The organism is Ruania zhangjianzhongii (assembly GCF_008000995.1).
GTDB lineage: Bacteria > Actinomycetota > Actinomycetes > Actinomycetales > Beutenbergiaceae > Ruania > Ruania zhangjianzhongii.
Map to the genome: position 1 here is coordinate 1,832,208 of NZ_CP042828.1, position 17,314 is coordinate 1,849,521.

General features: G+C 70.6%; 14 protein-coding genes. 5 read left to right on the forward strand and 9 right to left on the reverse strand.

Annotated features, from left to right (window positions below; translation table 11 throughout):
* Window positions 1–3 precede the first annotated feature (3 nt).
* The 8 genes from FU260_RS08610 to FU260_RS08645 form a co-directional block, all read right to left on the reverse strand.
* Window positions 4–705: an ABC transporter ATP-binding protein gene (locus FU260_RS08610; protein ID WP_147916684.1), complete on the reverse strand. Its 702-nt coding sequence runs from the start codon at window positions 703–705 to the stop codon at window positions 4–6.
* Entirely contained in the window at window positions 702–1,649 is a 948-nt protein-coding gene (locus FU260_RS08615; RefSeq protein ID WP_147916685.1) for an ABC transporter ATP-binding protein, read from the reverse strand. Before FU260_RS08615 ends, FU260_RS08610 begins: the two co-directional genes overlap by 4 nt.
* Window positions 1,646–2,488: an FtsX-like permease family protein gene (locus FU260_RS08620; RefSeq protein WP_168211708.1), complete on the reverse strand. Its 843-nt coding sequence runs from the start codon at window positions 2,486–2,488 to the stop codon at window positions 1,646–1,648. The genes FU260_RS08615 and FU260_RS08620 overlap by 4 nt, the downstream gene beginning before the upstream one ends.
* Window positions 2,466–4,343, reverse strand: a complete 1,878-nt coding sequence (locus tag FU260_RS08625) for an FtsX-like permease family protein (RefSeq protein WP_147916687.1) — start codon at window positions 4,341–4,343, stop codon at window positions 2,466–2,468. The genes FU260_RS08620 and FU260_RS08625 overlap by 23 nt, the downstream gene beginning before the upstream one ends.
* Window positions 4,340–7,405, reverse strand: a complete 3,066-nt coding sequence (locus tag FU260_RS08630) for an FtsX-like permease family protein (RefSeq protein ID WP_147916688.1) — start codon at window positions 7,403–7,405, stop codon at window positions 4,340–4,342. The genes FU260_RS08625 and FU260_RS08630 overlap by 4 nt, the downstream gene beginning before the upstream one ends.
* Window positions 7,406–7,565: 160 nt before the next feature.
* Window positions 7,566–8,171, reverse strand: coding sequence for a riboflavin synthase (locus FU260_RS08635; RefSeq protein ID WP_147916689.1), 606 nt, complete (start codon window positions 8,169–8,171; stop codon window positions 7,566–7,568).
* 4 nt (window positions 8,172–8,175) lie between these two features.
* Window positions 8,176–9,084 carry a 3-methyladenine DNA glycosylase gene (locus FU260_RS08640; RefSeq protein WP_147916690.1) on the reverse strand — a complete coding sequence of 303 codons (909 nt, stop codon included), beginning with the start codon at window positions 9,082–9,084 and terminating at the stop codon, window positions 8,176–8,178.
* Window positions 9,081–10,364, reverse strand: a complete 1,284-nt coding sequence (locus tag FU260_RS08645) for a DUF418 domain-containing protein (protein WP_147916691.1) — start codon at window positions 10,362–10,364, stop codon at window positions 9,081–9,083. Before FU260_RS08645 ends, FU260_RS08640 begins: the two co-directional genes overlap by 4 nt.
* A 68-nt stretch (window positions 10,365–10,432) precedes the next feature.
* Between FU260_RS08645 and FU260_RS08650 the strand changes: the two genes are divergently transcribed.
* Window positions 10,433–11,239 (forward strand): methyltransferase domain-containing protein, encoded by an 807-nt coding sequence (locus FU260_RS08650; RefSeq protein WP_147916692.1) that lies wholly within the window; start codon window positions 10,433–10,435, stop codon window positions 11,237–11,239.
* 251 nt (window positions 11,240–11,490) lie between these two features.
* Complete coding sequence (locus tag FU260_RS08655; protein ID WP_147915849.1) at window positions 11,491–12,762, forward strand: IS110 family RNA-guided transposase; 1,272 nt, start codon at window positions 11,491–11,493, stop codon at window positions 12,760–12,762.
* Window positions 12,763–12,879: 117 nt separating this feature from the next.
* Here FU260_RS08655 and FU260_RS08660 read toward each other — a convergent pair whose 3' ends face one another.
* On the reverse strand, window positions 12,880–13,965 hold the full coding sequence (locus FU260_RS08660) for a LacI family DNA-binding transcriptional regulator (RefSeq protein WP_235912163.1): 1,086 nt from the start codon (window positions 13,963–13,965) through the stop codon (window positions 12,880–12,882).
* Between the two features lie 59 nt (window positions 13,966–14,024).
* Here FU260_RS08660 and FU260_RS08665 point away from each other — a divergent pair, with 59 nt between their 5' ends.
* From FU260_RS08665 to FU260_RS08675, 3 genes are read left to right on the forward strand one after another with little or no spacing between them, the layout of a single operon-like run.
* Complete coding sequence (locus FU260_RS08665) at window positions 14,025–14,789, forward strand: fumarylacetoacetate hydrolase family protein (protein WP_147916693.1); 765 nt, start codon at window positions 14,025–14,027, stop codon at window positions 14,787–14,789.
* A gap of 55 nt (window positions 14,790–14,844) precedes the next feature.
* A complete protein-coding gene (gltX, locus tag FU260_RS08670; RefSeq protein ID WP_187368357.1) occupies window positions 14,845–16,344 on the forward strand; it encodes a glutamate--tRNA ligase in 1,500 nt (499 codons plus the stop codon).
* Window positions 16,341–17,225, forward strand: a complete 885-nt coding sequence (locus tag FU260_RS08675) for an HAD family hydrolase (RefSeq protein WP_235912164.1) — start codon at window positions 16,341–16,343, stop codon at window positions 17,223–17,225. The genes gltX and FU260_RS08675 overlap by 4 nt, the downstream gene beginning before the upstream one ends.
* Window positions 17,226–17,314: the final 89 nt, after the last annotated feature.

A 17,314-nucleotide genomic window follows, 5' to 3' on the forward strand; every position in this document is an offset into this window, starting at 1 on the left:
ACGTTAGCGGCTGCGACCGTCATGCAGCTCGAGCATGTGGTCAGCGCGTCCGATCAGCAGCGGGTCGTGGGTGGACACCACCGCGGCGATGCCGCGGGCGTGGGTCAGCTCAGCGAGCAGATCCATGATGGTGGCGGCGGTAGCCGAGTCGAGCTGTCCGGTGGGTTCGTCCGCGATCAGGATCTCCGGGTTCGTCACCAGCGCCCGAGCGATCCCCACCCGCTGCTGCTGTCCACCGGACAACTCATACGGGCGCTGGTTCGCGTGACCATCCAGCCCCACCGCCGCGAGGACCTCCGCCACCCGCTCGTCCCGCTCCGCCGGGGCCGTGCTGAGCAGCCGTAGCGGCACTTCCACGTTCTCCGCCGCGGACAGCACCGGGATCAGCCCGAAGGACTGGAAGATGAACGCCAGCACCGTGCGGCGCAGCTCGAGCGACTCGTTCTCCGGCATCGAGGACAGCTCCCGGTCACCGAGCAGCACCGAGCCGGAGGTGGGCCGGTCCAGTCCGCCGAGGATGTTCAGCAGGGTGGTCTTCCCGGACCCGGACGGGCCTCGCACCACCAGCAGCGTGCCCGGATGCACCTCGACGCTGACATCCTCCAGCGCGACCACATCCCTGCTAGGGGTGGCGAAGATCCGCCCGACCCCCTCGGCACGCAACGTGGTGGCCGTCGGCGCTCCAGCGGCAGCATGTTTGCTCACTTGGCCTCCTCATCCGGCGAGGTCGACGACGCCGCAGGAGCTGCGCCGTCGTGATCTCGGCTCTGATCCCGCCACACCCCCACGTGATCCGGCTCCAACGCCAGCCGCACCCGGTCCTTGAGATCGAGGGCGGAGACGAAGTCCTGCGGCAGCTGCATCCGGCCCACCCGGTCCAGCACCGCGAACTCCTCTGCGATGTGCAGCTCCTCGCCGGACTCATCGGTGGACTTGCGTCGCAGCACCTCGGTGGAGGTGCGCCCGTCCCGGATCTGCACCGTGCGGCGCACATGCTCGGAGACGGTCGGATCGTGGGTCACGATCAGCACGGTCACCCCCAGCTCGGCGTTCACCGCACGCAGCGTCTCCAGCACCTCCACACTGGTGGCCTCATCCAGCTCACCGGTGGGCTCGTCGGCGAGCAGTACCTGGGGGGAGTTCGCCACGGCCACCGCGATCGCCACTCGCTGCTGCTCGCCACCGGACATCTGCGCCGGCACCCGGTCACCGCAGTGGCTCACGCCGAGCAGCCCGAGCAGCTCGTCGGTGCGCTCGGCGTCCACCGCGCCGGCCAGCGCCATCGGAAGACTGATGTTCTCCCGCGCAGTCAGGTACGGCAGCAGGTTCCGCGAGGTCTGCTGCCAGACGAAGCCGACGACGTGGCGCTGGTAGTGCACCCGCGTCCGCCCGGACATGCCGAGCAGGTCGATCCCGGCCACCCGCGCCCGACCAGCACTGGGGGAGTCGAGGCCGGACAGGATGGTCAGCAGCGTGGACTTCCCGGACCCGGACGCTCCGACGATCGCCACCAGGTCCCCGGCATCCACCCGCAGCGTGAGCCCTTGGAGCGCCTGGACCTCGATACCTTCGGCGGAGAAGATCCGCACCAGGTCGTCGCACTCGATCGTCCCGCCGGCGTCGGCGGGGGCACGGTCGGTAGTTCTCACGAGGCATCTCCGATCCTCAGTACGGACAACGACAACCGGCGCGCCACCACCGTAGCCAGCCAGACGCAGCCGGCGAGCACTACTGCCAGCGCCAGGAGCACCCCCACCAGCAGGACGGGGTCGTACTGCACCGCCGGCTGGCTCTCTGCGCCGGTGAACGGGCGCAGATCGACCCCGGCGACCACCAGATAGGGCAGGACGAGGCCGACCAGTGTGCCAGCGACCATCGCGGCCACCACCACGGGCGCCGTCTCCCAGGCGACCAGTTGCCGCGACGTGCGCGCCGGCACCCCGAGAGTGCGCAGCACGGCGAGCAGCCGGCCGCGGGCGGGCGCCCCCAGCACCAGGGACATCACGATCGCCGTGATCGCCAGCAGCACGCAGAGCACCAGGGCGACTACGGACCCGGCCTGCATCGAGGACGATGCCGGAGAAGCGGCAAAATCTGCCGCGTTCTGCGCCGGGGACAGCACCTCGCCGGACCCGCCCATCCACTCGCTGAGCTCACTGGCCACCTGGGCGACATCGGCGTCCTCGGCCACATCCACCAGCACCGTGCGCGGGAGCAAGTTCATCCCGGAGTGCTCCCGCAGCAGGTCCAGGTCCGCCAGCACCCAGGTCGCGGCTTCGGCCAGTGCCGGTGCGCTCTCCTGCTGACCCACGACGGCGATCGGCACCTGCTCGCGGAAGGACAGGAACGGGTCGGACTCGGCGTCGACCTCCAGTCCGGTCGAGATGATCACCGGCAGCGCATCGCCGTCCAGCTGGTCGAACCCTGGGGGGAGCACGACGGCGTCCGGTACGTCGGTCTGTACCTCACCTTGGGTGGAGCTCTGCACGGCATACACACTCACCCGGGTGTAGGAGCCGGCCTGGTAGAGCGGGATGCTGGGTGCGGGCGCGACAGCGGTGGTGGCCGCCACCCCGTCGATCGAGCCGATCGCGGCGAGATCCTCCTCGCTGAACGTCGGGCCGGTGAGCCGGACGTCGGCGCCGACCTCGGCCCGGGCGCCCGGCGTCGGTGCCCTGCTGCAACGTCGTGATCATCGTGGTGGCGAACACTGCGACGGTCGTCCCCACCACCAGGGCGAACAGCGGCACCATCGCCAGACCGCCCTCGCGAATCGTGCGAGCCGAACCGAGGAAGGCCGACAGGCCGCGGCGGCGCCGGGCGGCAGCGTGCAGTGCGCGCAGCGGCAGCGGCAGGAGCCGCACCGTCAGCACACAGACACCCACCGCCAGCAGCAGCGGCACAGCGGCGGCGATCGGGTCGGTTCCGCCCTGATCGGTCACCCCGCGGGTGAGCACCAGGTAGACCGCGGCCGCGGTCAGGGCGAGCAGCCCGATTTCCAGCACCCATCGCCACCGGCTGGCCGAGCGCAGCGCCAGGTCGCTGCGCCGGGCGCGCAGGTTCGGCAGCTGCGCCGCCGCCAGGAACACCGCCGGTGCGAGGCCGGCGAGCAGAGCCCAGGTGTAGTCGGAGACGGCGACCGCACCCGGTATGGCCACGGTGGCTGCCGCCGCTCCCAGTGCGGCGGCGGGCAGACCCAGGATGGCGCCTTCGACGCCGAGGACGCCGCGCAGCTGGCGCGGGGAAGCGCCGCGCGCGTGGGCGAGCGCCAAGGTCATCTCCCGGCGCGCTACCGCCAGCCTGGCGGCCAGTGCCAGGATCGCCAGGGCAACCCCGATCGGTCCCGCCGCCACCATCGCGAGCACAGCAGCCGTGCCCTGCCAGCGGTCGATCGCACGGTCCAGCACGTCGGTCAGACCGGTGGTCATCTCCACCGACATCGAGCCGTCGGCCACCGATACCTGGTGTTCGGCTACCGTCAGCGTGCGCAGCTGATCGGTCAGGGCCTGGGCGCCGGCGGCACTCGGCTGCACCGGGACCCACAGCTCGGTCTCGGGTTCCAGCCCGCTCAGCTCACCGATCCAGCCGGTGCTGGCCGGGTTCAGGTAGCCGATCGCGGTCGCGGACTCGCCCTTGTTCGGATCATCGTCGATACGTGGGTTCAGGGTGTTCAGCTGGAACTGCCACTGGTCCGCCTCCGGGTCGGTGGCGGTGAACACGCCGGACACGAGGAACGGAAGGGTGCCGTCGAAGGAGGTGATGGTGAACGTGTCGCCTACGGCCAGACCCACCCGCTCGGCGGTCTGCTCGGAGAGCATCACCTCGGCGGGCTCAAGGGTGCCGCTACCGATCGCCTCCCACAGGGCCTGCGTGGAGGTGGGCCACTCCACCGGAGCGGGGGCGGCTCCGTCGGTGACGGTGACGTAGTCCTCGATCTGTGCATCCACCCGGACCTGCGCCGAGACCTGCCACAGGTCGTCGGGCTTGCCGTGCTCGGGTGTCATCACCAGGCGCTGGGTGGTCACCGACGTGCGCGGCGTGGCGGTCCCGGCAGCGATCTCCGGGCCGGCGTCGGCGATCAGCTCCGTGATCTGCTCGTCCCAGCTGGCCCACTGGTCCTCGGTGGTGACCGGGATCCCTTCGGAGGTAGCCGTCAGGGCACGCAGAGTAGGCGGGGTGGTGGAGATCTGATGGCTGATCTCGCCGGCGAACGTCTCCCGCTCCAGCCGGGGCCAGGCGGTGAACACGGCGGCAGTGACCGCCACGATGATCACCAGGACGAGCGAGGTGCCCAGGCTCGAACGTGCCTGGCGCAGGAGCAGCCGCCACCTCATCGAGCTCATCGGATCTCCTCCCGCCAGGTCAGGTCGAGCACCTGACGCTGCACGGTCCGGGCGTACCAGAACGCGACCGTCACCACGGTGATCACGATCGCGGCGAGCAGGATCGTGCCCGGCAGCCAGCTCGCGGTCAGCGACAGCGGCACCGCGGCAGAGGTCTGCGGGGAGGTGGCCCGGACCAGGTCGGTCATGATCAGGGCGGAGATGCCCAGTCCGGTCAGGAGGCCGGTCGCCACAGCGGCCAGCTCCAGTCCGAGGAGCTCGGAACGGCGGGTGCGCGCCTGTTGCGCCGAGCCCACCCCGACGGCGCGCAGCACCACCACCTCACCTCGCCGGGCAGAGGCCTGGGTGAGCGCCACCGCCACCACCGCAGGCAGCGCCAGCAGCAGTGCGCACACCGCTGCGATCCAGTACACCGCCCGCGCCGGTGCGGACACCGGGTCGTGGGCGAAGTCCTCGGCAGCCGAGACCTCGGCCCGCGGACCGGCCAGTGCGGCGGCCTCGGCGGTCACCGCCTGTTGGTCGCCGGTGGCCAGCCACACCTCGGAGACGGCACGAGCACTCACCGTGCTGCGCAGTAGCGCCGCCTGCAGGCTGGGTAGGTCGACGAGCACGCCGCGGGCACTTTCTTCGCCCGGCACCACCGGGATCTCTCCGGCGGCATGCATCCGCAGCTCGGTGCCCGCGACGGAGACGTCCGTGCCGCTGTCCAGCACCTGGCTGGACCAGCCGGGGGTCACCAGTACCGGCACCTCGGGCACGTCACCGGCCGGCATGAACCGTGTGTTCTCCACCCCGGTACCGGTTGCCGGACCGAGCGCGAACGGCACCGTCGTGGCCGTCAACGTGAACGGGCCGTCGGCGGCCTGCGCAGCAGCGGCGTCCATGAAGAACGGGAGCTCGACCACGTCCCACGCCTGCGCGGCCTGTGCGAGCAGGTCCTCGCTCCCTGCCGTGATGGCGTCGATGCTCACCTCGTACTCCGTGTTCTGCAGCGCCGCATCGAGGATCGTGTCGATCGCGACGATCCGCCAGGGCTGACCGGTACTGGCCGGCAGCTCCACGGCCACGTCCTCGGTGACCGGCTGGCCCTGCCCGTCGTGCCGTTCGATCGTCCCGCCGGCTTCCACGCCCTCGGCGCGGGGCCGCGGTCCATCCGCCTGAGCGGTGACGATCTCCGTTCCGTTCCAGAGAGTCAGCCGCAGGTCGACCGCCCGGGTGGTCTCGCCGGTGAGCAGCTGTGTTCCGGAGTCGGCCGCGGCCGTGACCGCCACCTGGAGCTGCTCGGTGCCTTCGGGGACGTCCAGCCCGGGCAGGGGGTCCTCGGCCGGACCGATGTCGGCGGCCGCCTGCTCGGGATCGAGCACGCCCGGCGGCGCCGAGGAGACGTCCAGTGCGCCGGTGTCGATCGCGGTCAGCGTCCCAGCGGTCTCTCCGGCGAGCACGTTCTCCGTGATCACCCCGGTACTCGCGTCCACTCCGGACAGAGCGGCGTAGTCGGCAAGCCCTCGGCCGGAGTCGCCGGCGATCGCGCTACCGAGCTGCACCCGCACGTCCGCTCCGTTGCTCACCGCTGCGGACATGGTGCGCAGCGCCGTCGCCGTGCCGGCATAGGTGGCTGCCAGGGTGGCCACACCCGTGGCGAGCACGATGAGGATGACTGGTACCGCCGTCAGAGCGATCCGCCGGGCCGCCTGCCGGAGCGCCGCTACCGCCTCATACCCGGGGCGCCGGGCGGCGCGTTCGGCCAACCACCGCAGCACAGGGCCGGCCAGCGCCACCGCGAGCATTGCCGCGGTCAGCAGGGCCAGCGCCGGGCCGGAGACCGCGAGCGGGTCCACCGCCGAGGTGCCGGGAACCAGGGGAGAGCCGTTCCGGGCGAACCGCCACAGCGTGAACGCGGTAGCGAGGGCGAGCAGCACCAGCGCACCGGTGGCCATCAGGGCACCGGTGCGGCCCGACTCCGTGGTCGGCTCCAGCGCGCGGGCCACGGCGCGGGCATTCACCCCGGTCAGGATCGCTGCGGTGACCAGCACCACGGCCACGCCGAGCAGCACGATCGGCACCGGCTCGGATCCGGCGCGCGCGCCGAAACCTGCGAGCACCACCAGCGCGCCGATCAGGCCGCCCAGGCCCATGATCACCAGCCCCTCACCAGCACCGGTGCCGATCAGCTGCCGGTAGGAGCCGCCGCGCGAGCGCAGCAGCCGGTTCTCCCGCTCCCGCACAGTGGACAGCAGTCGGGCGATCTGCCAGGTGGCCACCAGGGACACCGCGACCACGATCACCAGGGGGACAGTCGCGGCGGCACTCACGGACGCGAGACCGGAAGACATATGGGTCAGCGTCGTGCGCAGCGTCCCGGTCACGGTCAGCCCGCGGACCGCGATATCTGCCTCTTCCAGCGTCGGCTGCAGCGCGGCGAGTCCGTCGATCCATGGATCCACCTGATCGGGTGCCAGCTCGGTCCCTGGGCCGATCGCCCAGGCGGCGAACGGGTCCAGGTCGAGGGAACCGATGTCCTCCTCGGCCACCAGCAGCGGTCCGAACGTCGCGGTGGCGAGTGGATCGGTGCCGTGTTCGACGAGCAGGTCACCACCCCAGTGACCGTCCTGTGGGTCGTTCGGCTGCCACAGACCGGTGACCTGGATGCGCTGTTCGTCCTCGCCGATGGTCAGCTCGTCGCCGACCTGTACCTCGAGTGCCTCAGCGGCCCCGATGTGCAGCGCTCCCTGTCCGGGACCGCCGGGCCAGTCACCGTCGGTGAGCGTGGCGTGCTCGACCAGACCGGCATCGGCGAGCAGCACGACGTCCGCATCCGCTCCGGCGACTGCTAGTGGCGGGGTCCGCACCGTGGCGGCGACCATCGACCCCGGGAGCAGGTCCTTGGCAGCCGAACGCACGGCGGCGTCCTGGGTGGCCGCGTCCTCGGCCACCCGGGTCTGCACGGTGACGGTGCTGGCCGAACCGTCGCTCTCCTCGAGCACGCTGCGCACGGCGGCGGTCGAGGAGGTGGACAGGTAGGTGACCGTCCCGGCCAGGGCGATCGTGATCAGCGCGGCCATAGCGCACAGCACAGCCACCAGCGGTAGATGTGCACGTGTTCGCGCCAGCGCGAATCTCAGGCGTTGCAACCCTTCACCCCTCAGCCCCGAGTTGTCAGCCGGTGCAGTCTACCTGGTGGTGAGGGGTGCTCTGTGAACGAATGACCGCAGGTCGCTCAGATCAGTTACTACCTGACATCGCGGTGGTCCTCAGCCGCTCGATGTGCTTCGCGAGCACGTCGGTCTCGACGTTCACCCGCTCACCGACCGCCGTGGAGCCCAGCGTGGTCGCCGCGAGGGTTGCCGGAATCAGCGATACCTCGAGGAACTCCTCAGCCAACGCCGAGACCGTCAGTGAGACCCCGTCCAGGGCGATCGACCCCTTCAACGCGACCTGCGCAGCGATCGGCTCGGGCAACCCCACCCGGATCACCTCCCAGGCCTCGCCGCGGCGTCGCTCCAGCACGGGAGCGCTGGCGTCCACATGGCCGAGCACCATATGACCGCCGAACCGGCCGTCGACCGGCATCGCGCGCTCGATGTTCACCCGGCGACCGGTGGCCAGCCCGCCGAGCGTGCTGCGGTCCAAGGTCTCGGCCATCACATCGGCCGCGAACGTCTCGCCGTCGATAGCGGTGACGGTCAGGCACACCCCGCTGACCGCGATCGAGTCTCCGGGGCGGGCGTCGCTGCAGCCCAGCGGTGCCCGCACGGCGAGTACGGCGGACTCCCGGCCGCGGTGGAGATCTGCCACAGTGCCGAGCTCTTCGACGATGCCGGTGAACATGACCTCAGATCCTACGGCCGGCGACGTCGGGCTCGGTGAGAACATCCAGGGCCGCGATCGCCGCCAGCAACCGGTGCCGCAGTTCGTTCGAACGGTGGGTGAACTCGCGCTGCGCCGCGACGTAGGTCGCCTTGCCCTCGGCGGTCTCGATCGGCACCGGTTCATACCCCCAGTCCTGCAGGTCGTACGGGGAGGCCCGCATATCCAGCTCACGGATGTCCCGGGCCAGCGCGAAGCAGTCCAGCAGCAGCTCACCGGGCACCGCCGGACCGAGCTTCATCGCCAGCCGATAGGTGTCCATGTTCGCGTGCAGACAGCCCGGCTGCTCCAGCCGAAGCTGAGAGGCTCGGTCCAACGGCTGTTCGTTGCGCGGCACGGCGTCATCGGTGAAGAACCGGAACGCGTCGAAGTGGGTGCAGCGCAGCGGATGGGCACGCACCACCTCGTCGGTTCCCTCGGCGCCGAGGCGAAGCGGCACCTGCCCGTGGCGCACCTCGCGGGTCCGGTAGACCATGGCCCACTCGTGCAGTCCGAAGCAGGTGTACCGGCCCGGGCGGCCGAGCGTGCCCTCGAGGAGCTCGCGCGCCCAGGCCACCCCCTCGCCCCGGTCGGCGAGGAAGGCGGCGGGATCCAGCCAGGCGCGGCCGGCCGGGTCCACCCGATACCAACGCCAGTCCGCCCGCTCTGCGGCACCGGTGAGCATGACCGTGGCCCCCGGGTGCCAGCGGCGCAGCTGCGCGGGCCGGGTGGGGTAGTAGGTGAACAGGAAGTCCTCCACCGGGTGCGCCTGGCCGGTCTGGCGGCGCTCGCGATGACCAGCAGTCAGCACGTCCGCCCGTTCGGCGTGCGCGGCCTCCCGTTCGCGCCAGGCGCGTTCGGGCAGCACGACGGCGGAGGTCGCCGGGGCGGTCATCGTCGCCCTGCCCGGGAGTGTGGGTCCGGCCAGTGACCCTGCGCCGAGGGCGGAGGTGGGGGAGCGGGCGGTGGAGGAGGAGGAGCCGGCACAGCCGGGTTCGGCGGCGGGGGAACCCGAGCGCCCGGGACCGGTGGTGACCACCCGGCTGGGGGAGGTGGTGCTGCCCAGGTGGGCTGCGCCGTCGGCGGGTGCCCGGGTGCGTGGCTACCTGGGGGAGGTGGTGCTGCCCAGGTGGGCTGCGCCGTCGGCGGCTTGCTCCTGATCATCGCGTGCATCGCGCGCTCGAACGGACCCTGCCCCCAGAGCAGCTGCCAGCAGGTGGCGAACACGAAGGTGCCGACCACGAGCGCGATCAACGGCCAGTTGGACTCCGGGTAGAACACCGCATCCGAACCGAGGATGGCGATGTAGATGATGTGCAGGCTGTACACGGTCAGCGACATCGCTCCGCTCGCGCTCACCGGAGTGAGCAGCACCGCACCCACCTTCGCTCGGGTGAGGAGCAGGCACAGCCCGACCACGGCCACTGCGACCCCGGTATTGCCGATCATCTCCACCGCCGAGTCGGCATGCGGCTGGGTACTCACCAACAGCTCGGTCAGCGAGTTCGGGGCCGGGCGGATCAGGTCCTGGAGTAGCGCGCCGGCCCCGTAGCCGAGCGCCGCCACCGCCACTCCCGCACCGAGCAGGATCAGCTGGGTGCGCAGCGATCGCAGCCCCGCGCGACCCACTGCCAGCCCCACCAGCAGGTAGGCGATCCAGCTGATCGCCGGGTAGTAGCCGGTGAGCAGCTCGCCGATCCCGGGCGTCACCCGCCACAACGAGGCCTCGCCGATCTGCTGCCGGACCGCCAGCACGGGCAGCTGTGCGACCAGGACGATGCCGGCGGCCCAGGCCAGCAAGGCAGGCGTGCGTACCTTCAGGAACGGCAGCATCAGCACGAACATCACCGCGTACGCGGACAGGATCACCGCGATCGGGGTGCCCACGAAGGTCAGCACCCAGCCGAAGATGTAGAGCACCAGGGAGCGCTTGACGATCCGCGTCCGTTGCCGCTGCCACTCGGCCGGATCACCCGACTCGCGTGCCCGGCGGGTCATGAATGCCAGTCCCACCCCGGCCAGGAGCGCGAACAGTGCCGAGGGGCGGCCGTCGGCGATGAAGAACCAGCCGGTGGCGGACAGCAGCTCGGTGCTGCGTTCCATCCCCAGGTGCGCGACGAACATGCCGAGGATTGCGAGTCCTCGCGCTGTGTCCACCCCTACGATCCGCTGCACTTCCTCAGGTTAGTCGACGTGTCAGCGGCCCCAGGTGCGGGGTTGGCGTGCCGCATTAGACTCCCGATATGGGACGCGACGGCAGCTACACCCACGGGCACCACGCGAGCGTGCTGGCCTCGCACGGGTGGCGGACGGCGGAGAACTCGGCGGGCTATCTGCTCCCGCACCTGAACGAGGGAGCGGACCTGCTGGATGTGGGCTGCGGGGTGGGAACGATCACCGTCGGGCTTGCCCAGCGGGTGAACCCGGGCCGTGTGGTCGGGCTGGATCCGGCCGGTGAGGCGTTGATGAAGGCCTCCGAGCTCGCCGACGCCAGCGGCGCGGAGAACATGCTCTTCGAACAGGGGGATGTGCACTCCCTGCCCTACGCCAAGGGGGCCTTCGACGTGGTGCACGCTCACCAGCTGCTGCAGCATCTGAGTGACCCGGTGGCTGCTCTGGTGGAGATGGCGCGGGTGACCCGGCACGGCGGGCTGATCGCGGTGCGGGACGCGGACTACGCCGCGATGAGCTGGTATCCCGCCTCACCGGGACTGGAGCGGTGGCGTGAGCTCTACCGGTCGGTGATCGCGCGCAGTGGTGGCGAGGCGGACGCCGGACGCCGGCTGCTCGCCTGGGCGCACGAGGCCGGGTTCGAGGATGTCACCGCGACCGCCGGGGTGTGGTGCTACGCCGACCCCGACGACCGCGCCTGGTGGTCGGATACCTGGGCCACGCGGGTGGAGCACTCCGGTCTCGCCGAGCATGCGCTCGAGGAGGAGCTAGCCACCCCCGCCGACCTCGCCGAGCTGGCCGAGGCCTGGCGGGAGTGGGGCGGCCAGGACGATGGCTGGTTCGTGGTGGTGCACGGAGAGATCCTGATCCGGGTGTGATCCTGCACTGCTCGCGCATCTGAGTAGTGGGGCTCGGCTGTCGCTGAGGCCCTTCCGGGCGGAAAATCGGGTTGTGGTCGCCTGTTTACGTCGCGGTACTTTGGTGGTTGACGCCGTGTCTGAGTAGGACGCTGGGAGGTCGTTGTGGGCCCTTCATTGTTGCTTCGAGCACGCGGGTCAGATTCGTTGGTGCCTGATCCTCCCCGGGCGGCCACGCCTATCGGGTTCTCTGGTCAGAGGTGGTGGTGGCGGTGTATGAGGAAGCTGATGATGGTGAGGTAGTTGTCGCGCGGGTGGCCGCGCTGGATGTGGGCAAGGCCGAGGTGGTCGCGTGTGTGCGGATCCCGGGTGAGTCGGGTCGGCGGGTCCAGGAGATCCAGTCTTATTCCACGATGACGGGCTCGTTGTTGGCGATGTGTGATCACTTCCGGTGCGAGCAGGTGTCTCTGGTGGTGATGGAGGCCACCGGGGACTACTGGAAGGCCCCGTTCTATTTGCTGGAGCAGGCGGGGTTCACCGTGTGGGTGGTCAACGCTCGCGATGTCAAGCACCTGCCCGGGCGGGCCAAGACCGACAAGCTGGACGCGGCTTGGTTGTGCAAGGTTGCTGAGCGAAAGATGCTGCGACCGAGTTTCGTTCCACCGGCACCGATTCGGGTGCTGCGGGATCTGACGCGCTATCGGGTCGATCTGATTACCGCGCGCACGGCGGAGAAGCAGCGGGTGGAGAAGGTCCTCGATACTGCCGGGGTCAAGGTCTCGGTCGTGGCCTCGGATATCTTCGGGGTCTCCGGGCGAGCGATGCTGCACGCGCTCATCGATGGTCAGCGCGATCCGAAGGCTCTGGCCGAGTTGGCCAAAGGCAGCCTGCGAGGTTCAGCCAAGCGGGCCGCTCTGGAAGAGGCCTTCACGGCCAGGTTCTTCACCGACCACCATGCCTTCCTGCTGGCCACGATGATGTCCCGGGTGGAGCGTCTGGATGCTGATATCGCTGCCGTGGAGGCCAGGATCGAGGCCGAGCTGGTCCCTTTTGCCGATCAGGTCGCATCCCTGGATGAGATTCCCGGGATCGGACGCCATGCGGCCGCGGCGATCATCGCTGAGATCGGGGTGGACATGAGCCGCTTCCCCACCGCTGGGCACCTGTGCTCGTGGGCCCGATACGCCCCGGTCATCTCCCAGTCCGCGGGTAGGTCCCACGGCAAGAACGCCACCGGTAAAGGCGATCGATACCTCGCCCGCGCCCTGGGCGATGCGGCCGTGAACGCGGCCCGGACCCACACCTTCCTCGGCGAGCGTTACCGCCGCCTGGCACGCCGGCGCGGGAAGTTGCGCGCCAACGTCGCCGTGGGACGCTCCATGCTCGTGATCATCTGGCACCTCCTGTCCGATCCCCAGGCCCGATTCAACGACCTCGGTCCGGACTACTACGAACAACGCATCCGCCCCGACCGGCGCCGCGACAACCACGTCCGCGCCCTACAACAACTCGGCTACTACGTCACCCTCGAAGCCGCCGCCTGAAACCCACCAACCCACCCCAGCACCCGGGTCACGACCCCGGGCGAACCACCCTGCACACCCAACCTACGCTTTTCGGGTCAGTACCGAAATTTCGGTCCTCAGATGTCCACGCGGTACTCAGACGATCGTCTGGGCTGCGGGTTCGGTGCTGCCCGGGAGCACGGCGAGCTCGCGCTCGCCCGGCTCACCGGTGGACTGCCGGGCAAGCACCCGCGCATCGGTGACGATCCGTACGAACGGACGCTCCGCCGTCGCGGGCTTGATCCGGTCGACGAGGAGCCGTACGGCGGTCTGCGCGATCTCGTCCCGGCCCGGCGCTACCGAGCTGATCGTGGGGGTGGCGAAGCGGACGTCCTCCACGTCGTCGAACCCGATCAGCGCGACCTGGCCGGGCACGTCCAGCCCGCGGGCGTGCAGCGCATACAGGGCGCCGAGGGCGAGGGCGTCGTTGAGCGCGAAGACCGCATCGACGCTCGTCCCGCGGTCCAGTGTCGCGCCGAGTGCTTGGGCGCCCTCGAGCCGGTGCCACTGCGCGGCCGGCACCACCAGCTCGGGATCGAGCTCCAGCCCCGCGGCCGCCAGCGCCTCGGCGTGCCCGTCCAGACGCAGCGTGGCGGAGGTGGGGGCGTCAGTGGCAGCGACGTTCGCGCCGAGAACGGCGATCCGGCGACGGCCGAGGCCGAGCAGGTGCTCGGTCGCAGCGCGGGCGCCGGCCACATTGTTCATCGTCACGTGGTCGGCCGGGACACCGAAGATGCGCTCCCCGAGGAGCACCATCGGGAAGTCCACGGTGAACGCCTCCCGGTCCTGCGGTCCGAGCGCCAGGGGAGAGAACAGCACACCGTCGGTGAGCGTGCGCCGGGCACCGGCCAGCACCGCCAGCTCCCGGTCCCGCCGGCCGGAGGTCTGCTCGATCAGCACGGTCAGCCCGTGACCGTCCGCAGCGCGGATCACCGCATCGGCGAGCTCGGCGAAGTACGGCAGGGACAGCTCGGGCACCGCGAGCGTGATCAGCCCGGTGCGCCGGGTGCGCAGCATCCGGGCGGACAGGTTCAGCCGGTAGTCGAGCGCGGTGACCGCCTCCTCCACCCGCGCGCGGGTGGAGGAGCGGATGTGCGGGTAGCCGTTGATCACGTTCGAGACGGTTTTGATCGACACGCCGGCGCGGCGGGCGACGTCGGCCATCGTCACTGCGTTCCTCATCGCGTTCCCTCCGCCTGGCTGCGGTGGTCACCCTAGCGGCAGCCGGTAGCGTGGCGACCATGAAGATCGCACGCTTCACCGCCGGAGACGACCCGCGTTACGCCGTGGTGGATGGTGAGGACCTGGTGGTGTTGACCGGGGACCCGCTGTACACCCCACCCACCCCGACCGGGAAGCGAGTGCCGTTGGACGCCGTCCGGCTGCTCGCCCCGGTGATCCCACGCTCGAAGGTGGTCTGCGTGGGCCGCAACTACGCCGAGCACGCCGCCGAGCTGGGCAACGAGGTACCCGAGGAGCCGCTGCTCTTCGTCAAACCGAACACGACTGTGGTGGGCCCGGACGATCCGATCGTGCTGCCGCGGTACTCCGAGGAGGTGCACCATGAGGCCGAGCTGGCCGTGGTGATCTCCCGGATGTGCAAGGACCTGTCGGTGGAGCGGGCGCACGAGGTGGTCCTCGGCTACACCGCCGCCAACGACGTCACCGCACGCGATGTCCAGCGCAGCGACACCACCTGGACCCGGGGGAAGATGTTCGACACCTCCTGCCCGCTCGGGCCGTACCTGGTGACCGACCTGGACCCGACTGACCTGCGGATCACCGCCCGGGTGGATGGTGAGCTGCGCCAGGACGGCTCCACCTCGCAGCTGGTGCGTTCGGTGGCCGAGCTGATCGCCTATGCCTCCACGATCTTCACCCTGCTCCCCGGTGACGTGCTGCTCACCGGCACTCCCGCGGGTGTCGGGCCGATCGAGCACGGCCAGCGGGTCGAGGTGGAGGTCGAGGGCATCGGGGTGCTCGGGAACCCGGTGCTGCGGCGCTGACCGGCGGAAGCGGGGGCGCCAGCCACCGGCGCCCGGTCGCTAGGCTGGCTCCATCATGACCGATACTTCCTCGCCCTCCGGCGTCCGCGTCCGCTTCTGTCCCTCACCTACCGGCACCCCGCATGTGGGGCTGATCCGTACGGCGCTGTTCAACTGGGCGCAGGCCCGGCACACCGGTGGCACCTTCGTGTTCCGGATCGAGGACACCGACGCCGCCCGGGACAGCGAGGAGAGCTACACCCAGCTGCTCGACGCGCTCAGTTGGCTCGGCCTGGACTGGGACGAGGGCGTGGAGGTCGGCGGGCCGCACGCCCCCTACCGGCAGTCGCAGCGGATGGACCTCTACGCCGACGTCGCCGCGCAGCTGCTGGCAGCCGGGCACGCCTATGAGTCCTTCTCCACCCCGGAGGAGGTGGGGGACCGGCACCGCGCCGCCGGGCGGGACCCCAAGCTCGGCTACGACGGCTTCGACCGGGACCTCACCGAGGAGCAGAAGGCCGCCTTCCGCGCCGAGGGCCGGTTGCCGGTGCTCCGGCTACGGATGCCGGCCGAGGACCTCACCTTCACCGACCTGGTGCGCGGCGAGGTCACCTTCAAGGCCGGTGCGGTGCCCGACTTCGTGATCGTGCGCGGTAACGGGCAGCCGCTGTACACCCTGGTGAACCCGGTCGACGATGCGCTGATGCAGATCACCCACGTGCTTCGCGGGGAGGACCTGCTCTCCTCCACCCCCCGCCAGATCGCCCTGTACCACGCACTGCTGGACATCGGTGTGGCCAGCCTGGTGCCCGTGTTCGGGCATCTGCCGACGGTGACCGGCGAGGGGAACAAGAAGCTGTCCAAGCGCTCACCGGAGTCGAACCTGTTCCTGCACCGGGAGCGCGGCTTCATCCCCGAGGGGCTGCTGAACTACCTGGCGCTGCTCGGCTGGTCCATCTCCCCGGACAACGACATCTTCACCCGGGAGGAGATGGTGGCGGCCTTCGACGTGGCCGATGTGAACCCGAACCCGGCGCGGTTCGACGTGAAGAAGGCCGAGGCGATCAATGCCGCCCACCTGCGGCTGCTCGCCCCGGAGGACTTCCGCTCCCGCCTGGTGCCCTACCTGCACGCCGCCGGAGTGCTGCCGGTAGCCGCCTACGACGAGCTGGACCCGGCCCAGCAAGAGCTGCTCACCGCCGCGGCACCCTTGGTACAGGAGCGGATGAGTCTGCTCGGGGAAGCGCCCGGGATGCTCGGTTTCCTGTTCACCGGCGACGGCGAAGTCACCATCGCCGAGGATGCCCGCGGGGCACTGCGCGAGGAGGCCGCCGAGGTGCTGGACCGCTCGATTGCGGTGCTGGCAGACCTGGCGGACTTCTCCGCCGACGCCCAGCAGGGCGCGCTGCGTGCGGTGCTGGTGGACGAGCTGGGGATCAAGCCGCGGTTCGCCTTCGCGCCGCTGCGGGTGGCGATCACCGGACGGCGGGTCTCGCCACCGCTGTTCGAGTCGATGGAGATCCTCGGCCGGGACTCCGCGCTGACCCGGTTGCGGGCGCTGCGGGCCACGCTGTGACGGCCAGCGATCCGCGCCCGGCAGTGACGCCCGCCGATCTGCGCCCGGCAGCGGCGCCCGCCGATCTGCGCCCGGCAGCGGCGCCCGTCGATCCGCGCCCGGCAGCGGCGCCCGCCGATCCGCACCCGGTCCGCGCGGTGCTCTTCGATCTGGACGACACGCTGCTGGACACCGCAGCCGCGTTCGCCGCTGCGGTGGCCGCCGTGGCGGCGCAGTTCCTGCCGCACCTTGAGCCGGCCCGATACCCGGAGGTCCTCGCCACCTGGCGTGCGGACACCGGTGGGCACTACCAGGCGCACGTGGATGGCCTGGTGGACTACCGCACCCAGCGCTTCGCCCGCGCCCAGCAGATCCAGGACGAGTTCGGCGGCACCGCTCTGGACAACGCCGGATATGAACGCTGGGCGCAGGTGTGGGACGCGACGTTCAGCACCTCCTGGGTGGCGTTCGACGACGCCGCAGCGATCCTGGCCGAACTGCGTTCCGCCGGTCTGGCGGTGGGCTGCGTGACGAACGCCAGCACCGCGCAGCAGAGCGCGAAGCTGGCGGCCGTCGGGCTCATCGACGCTGTGCCGTTGCTGGTCACCCTGGACACCTTCGGCGTCGGCAAACCCGACCCGCGCGTCTTCCACGAGGGAGCCCGGCTGCTCGGCGTGGACCCCGGCCAGGTGCTCTACGTCGGTGACGAACCGCTGATCGACGCGCGCGGCGCCACCGCCGCCGGGCTGCGCGGAGTGTGGCTGGACCGACCCGGCCGGCGCCGCGGAACCCCGGGGGAGGACCCCGATGCCCTGGCCGCGGACGGGATCGGAGTGATCCAGGGTCTTGCGGACGTGCTCGACCTCGTTCCAGGTGCCGCGAATGCTCCCTCCCGCAGCTGACCGCCCTGGAGGTGCTCGTCGCCGCTCCTGCACCGGGAGGTGTCACTCGTTGTCGCTGAACCGCTCGCATTCCGATGAGCAACGGCACC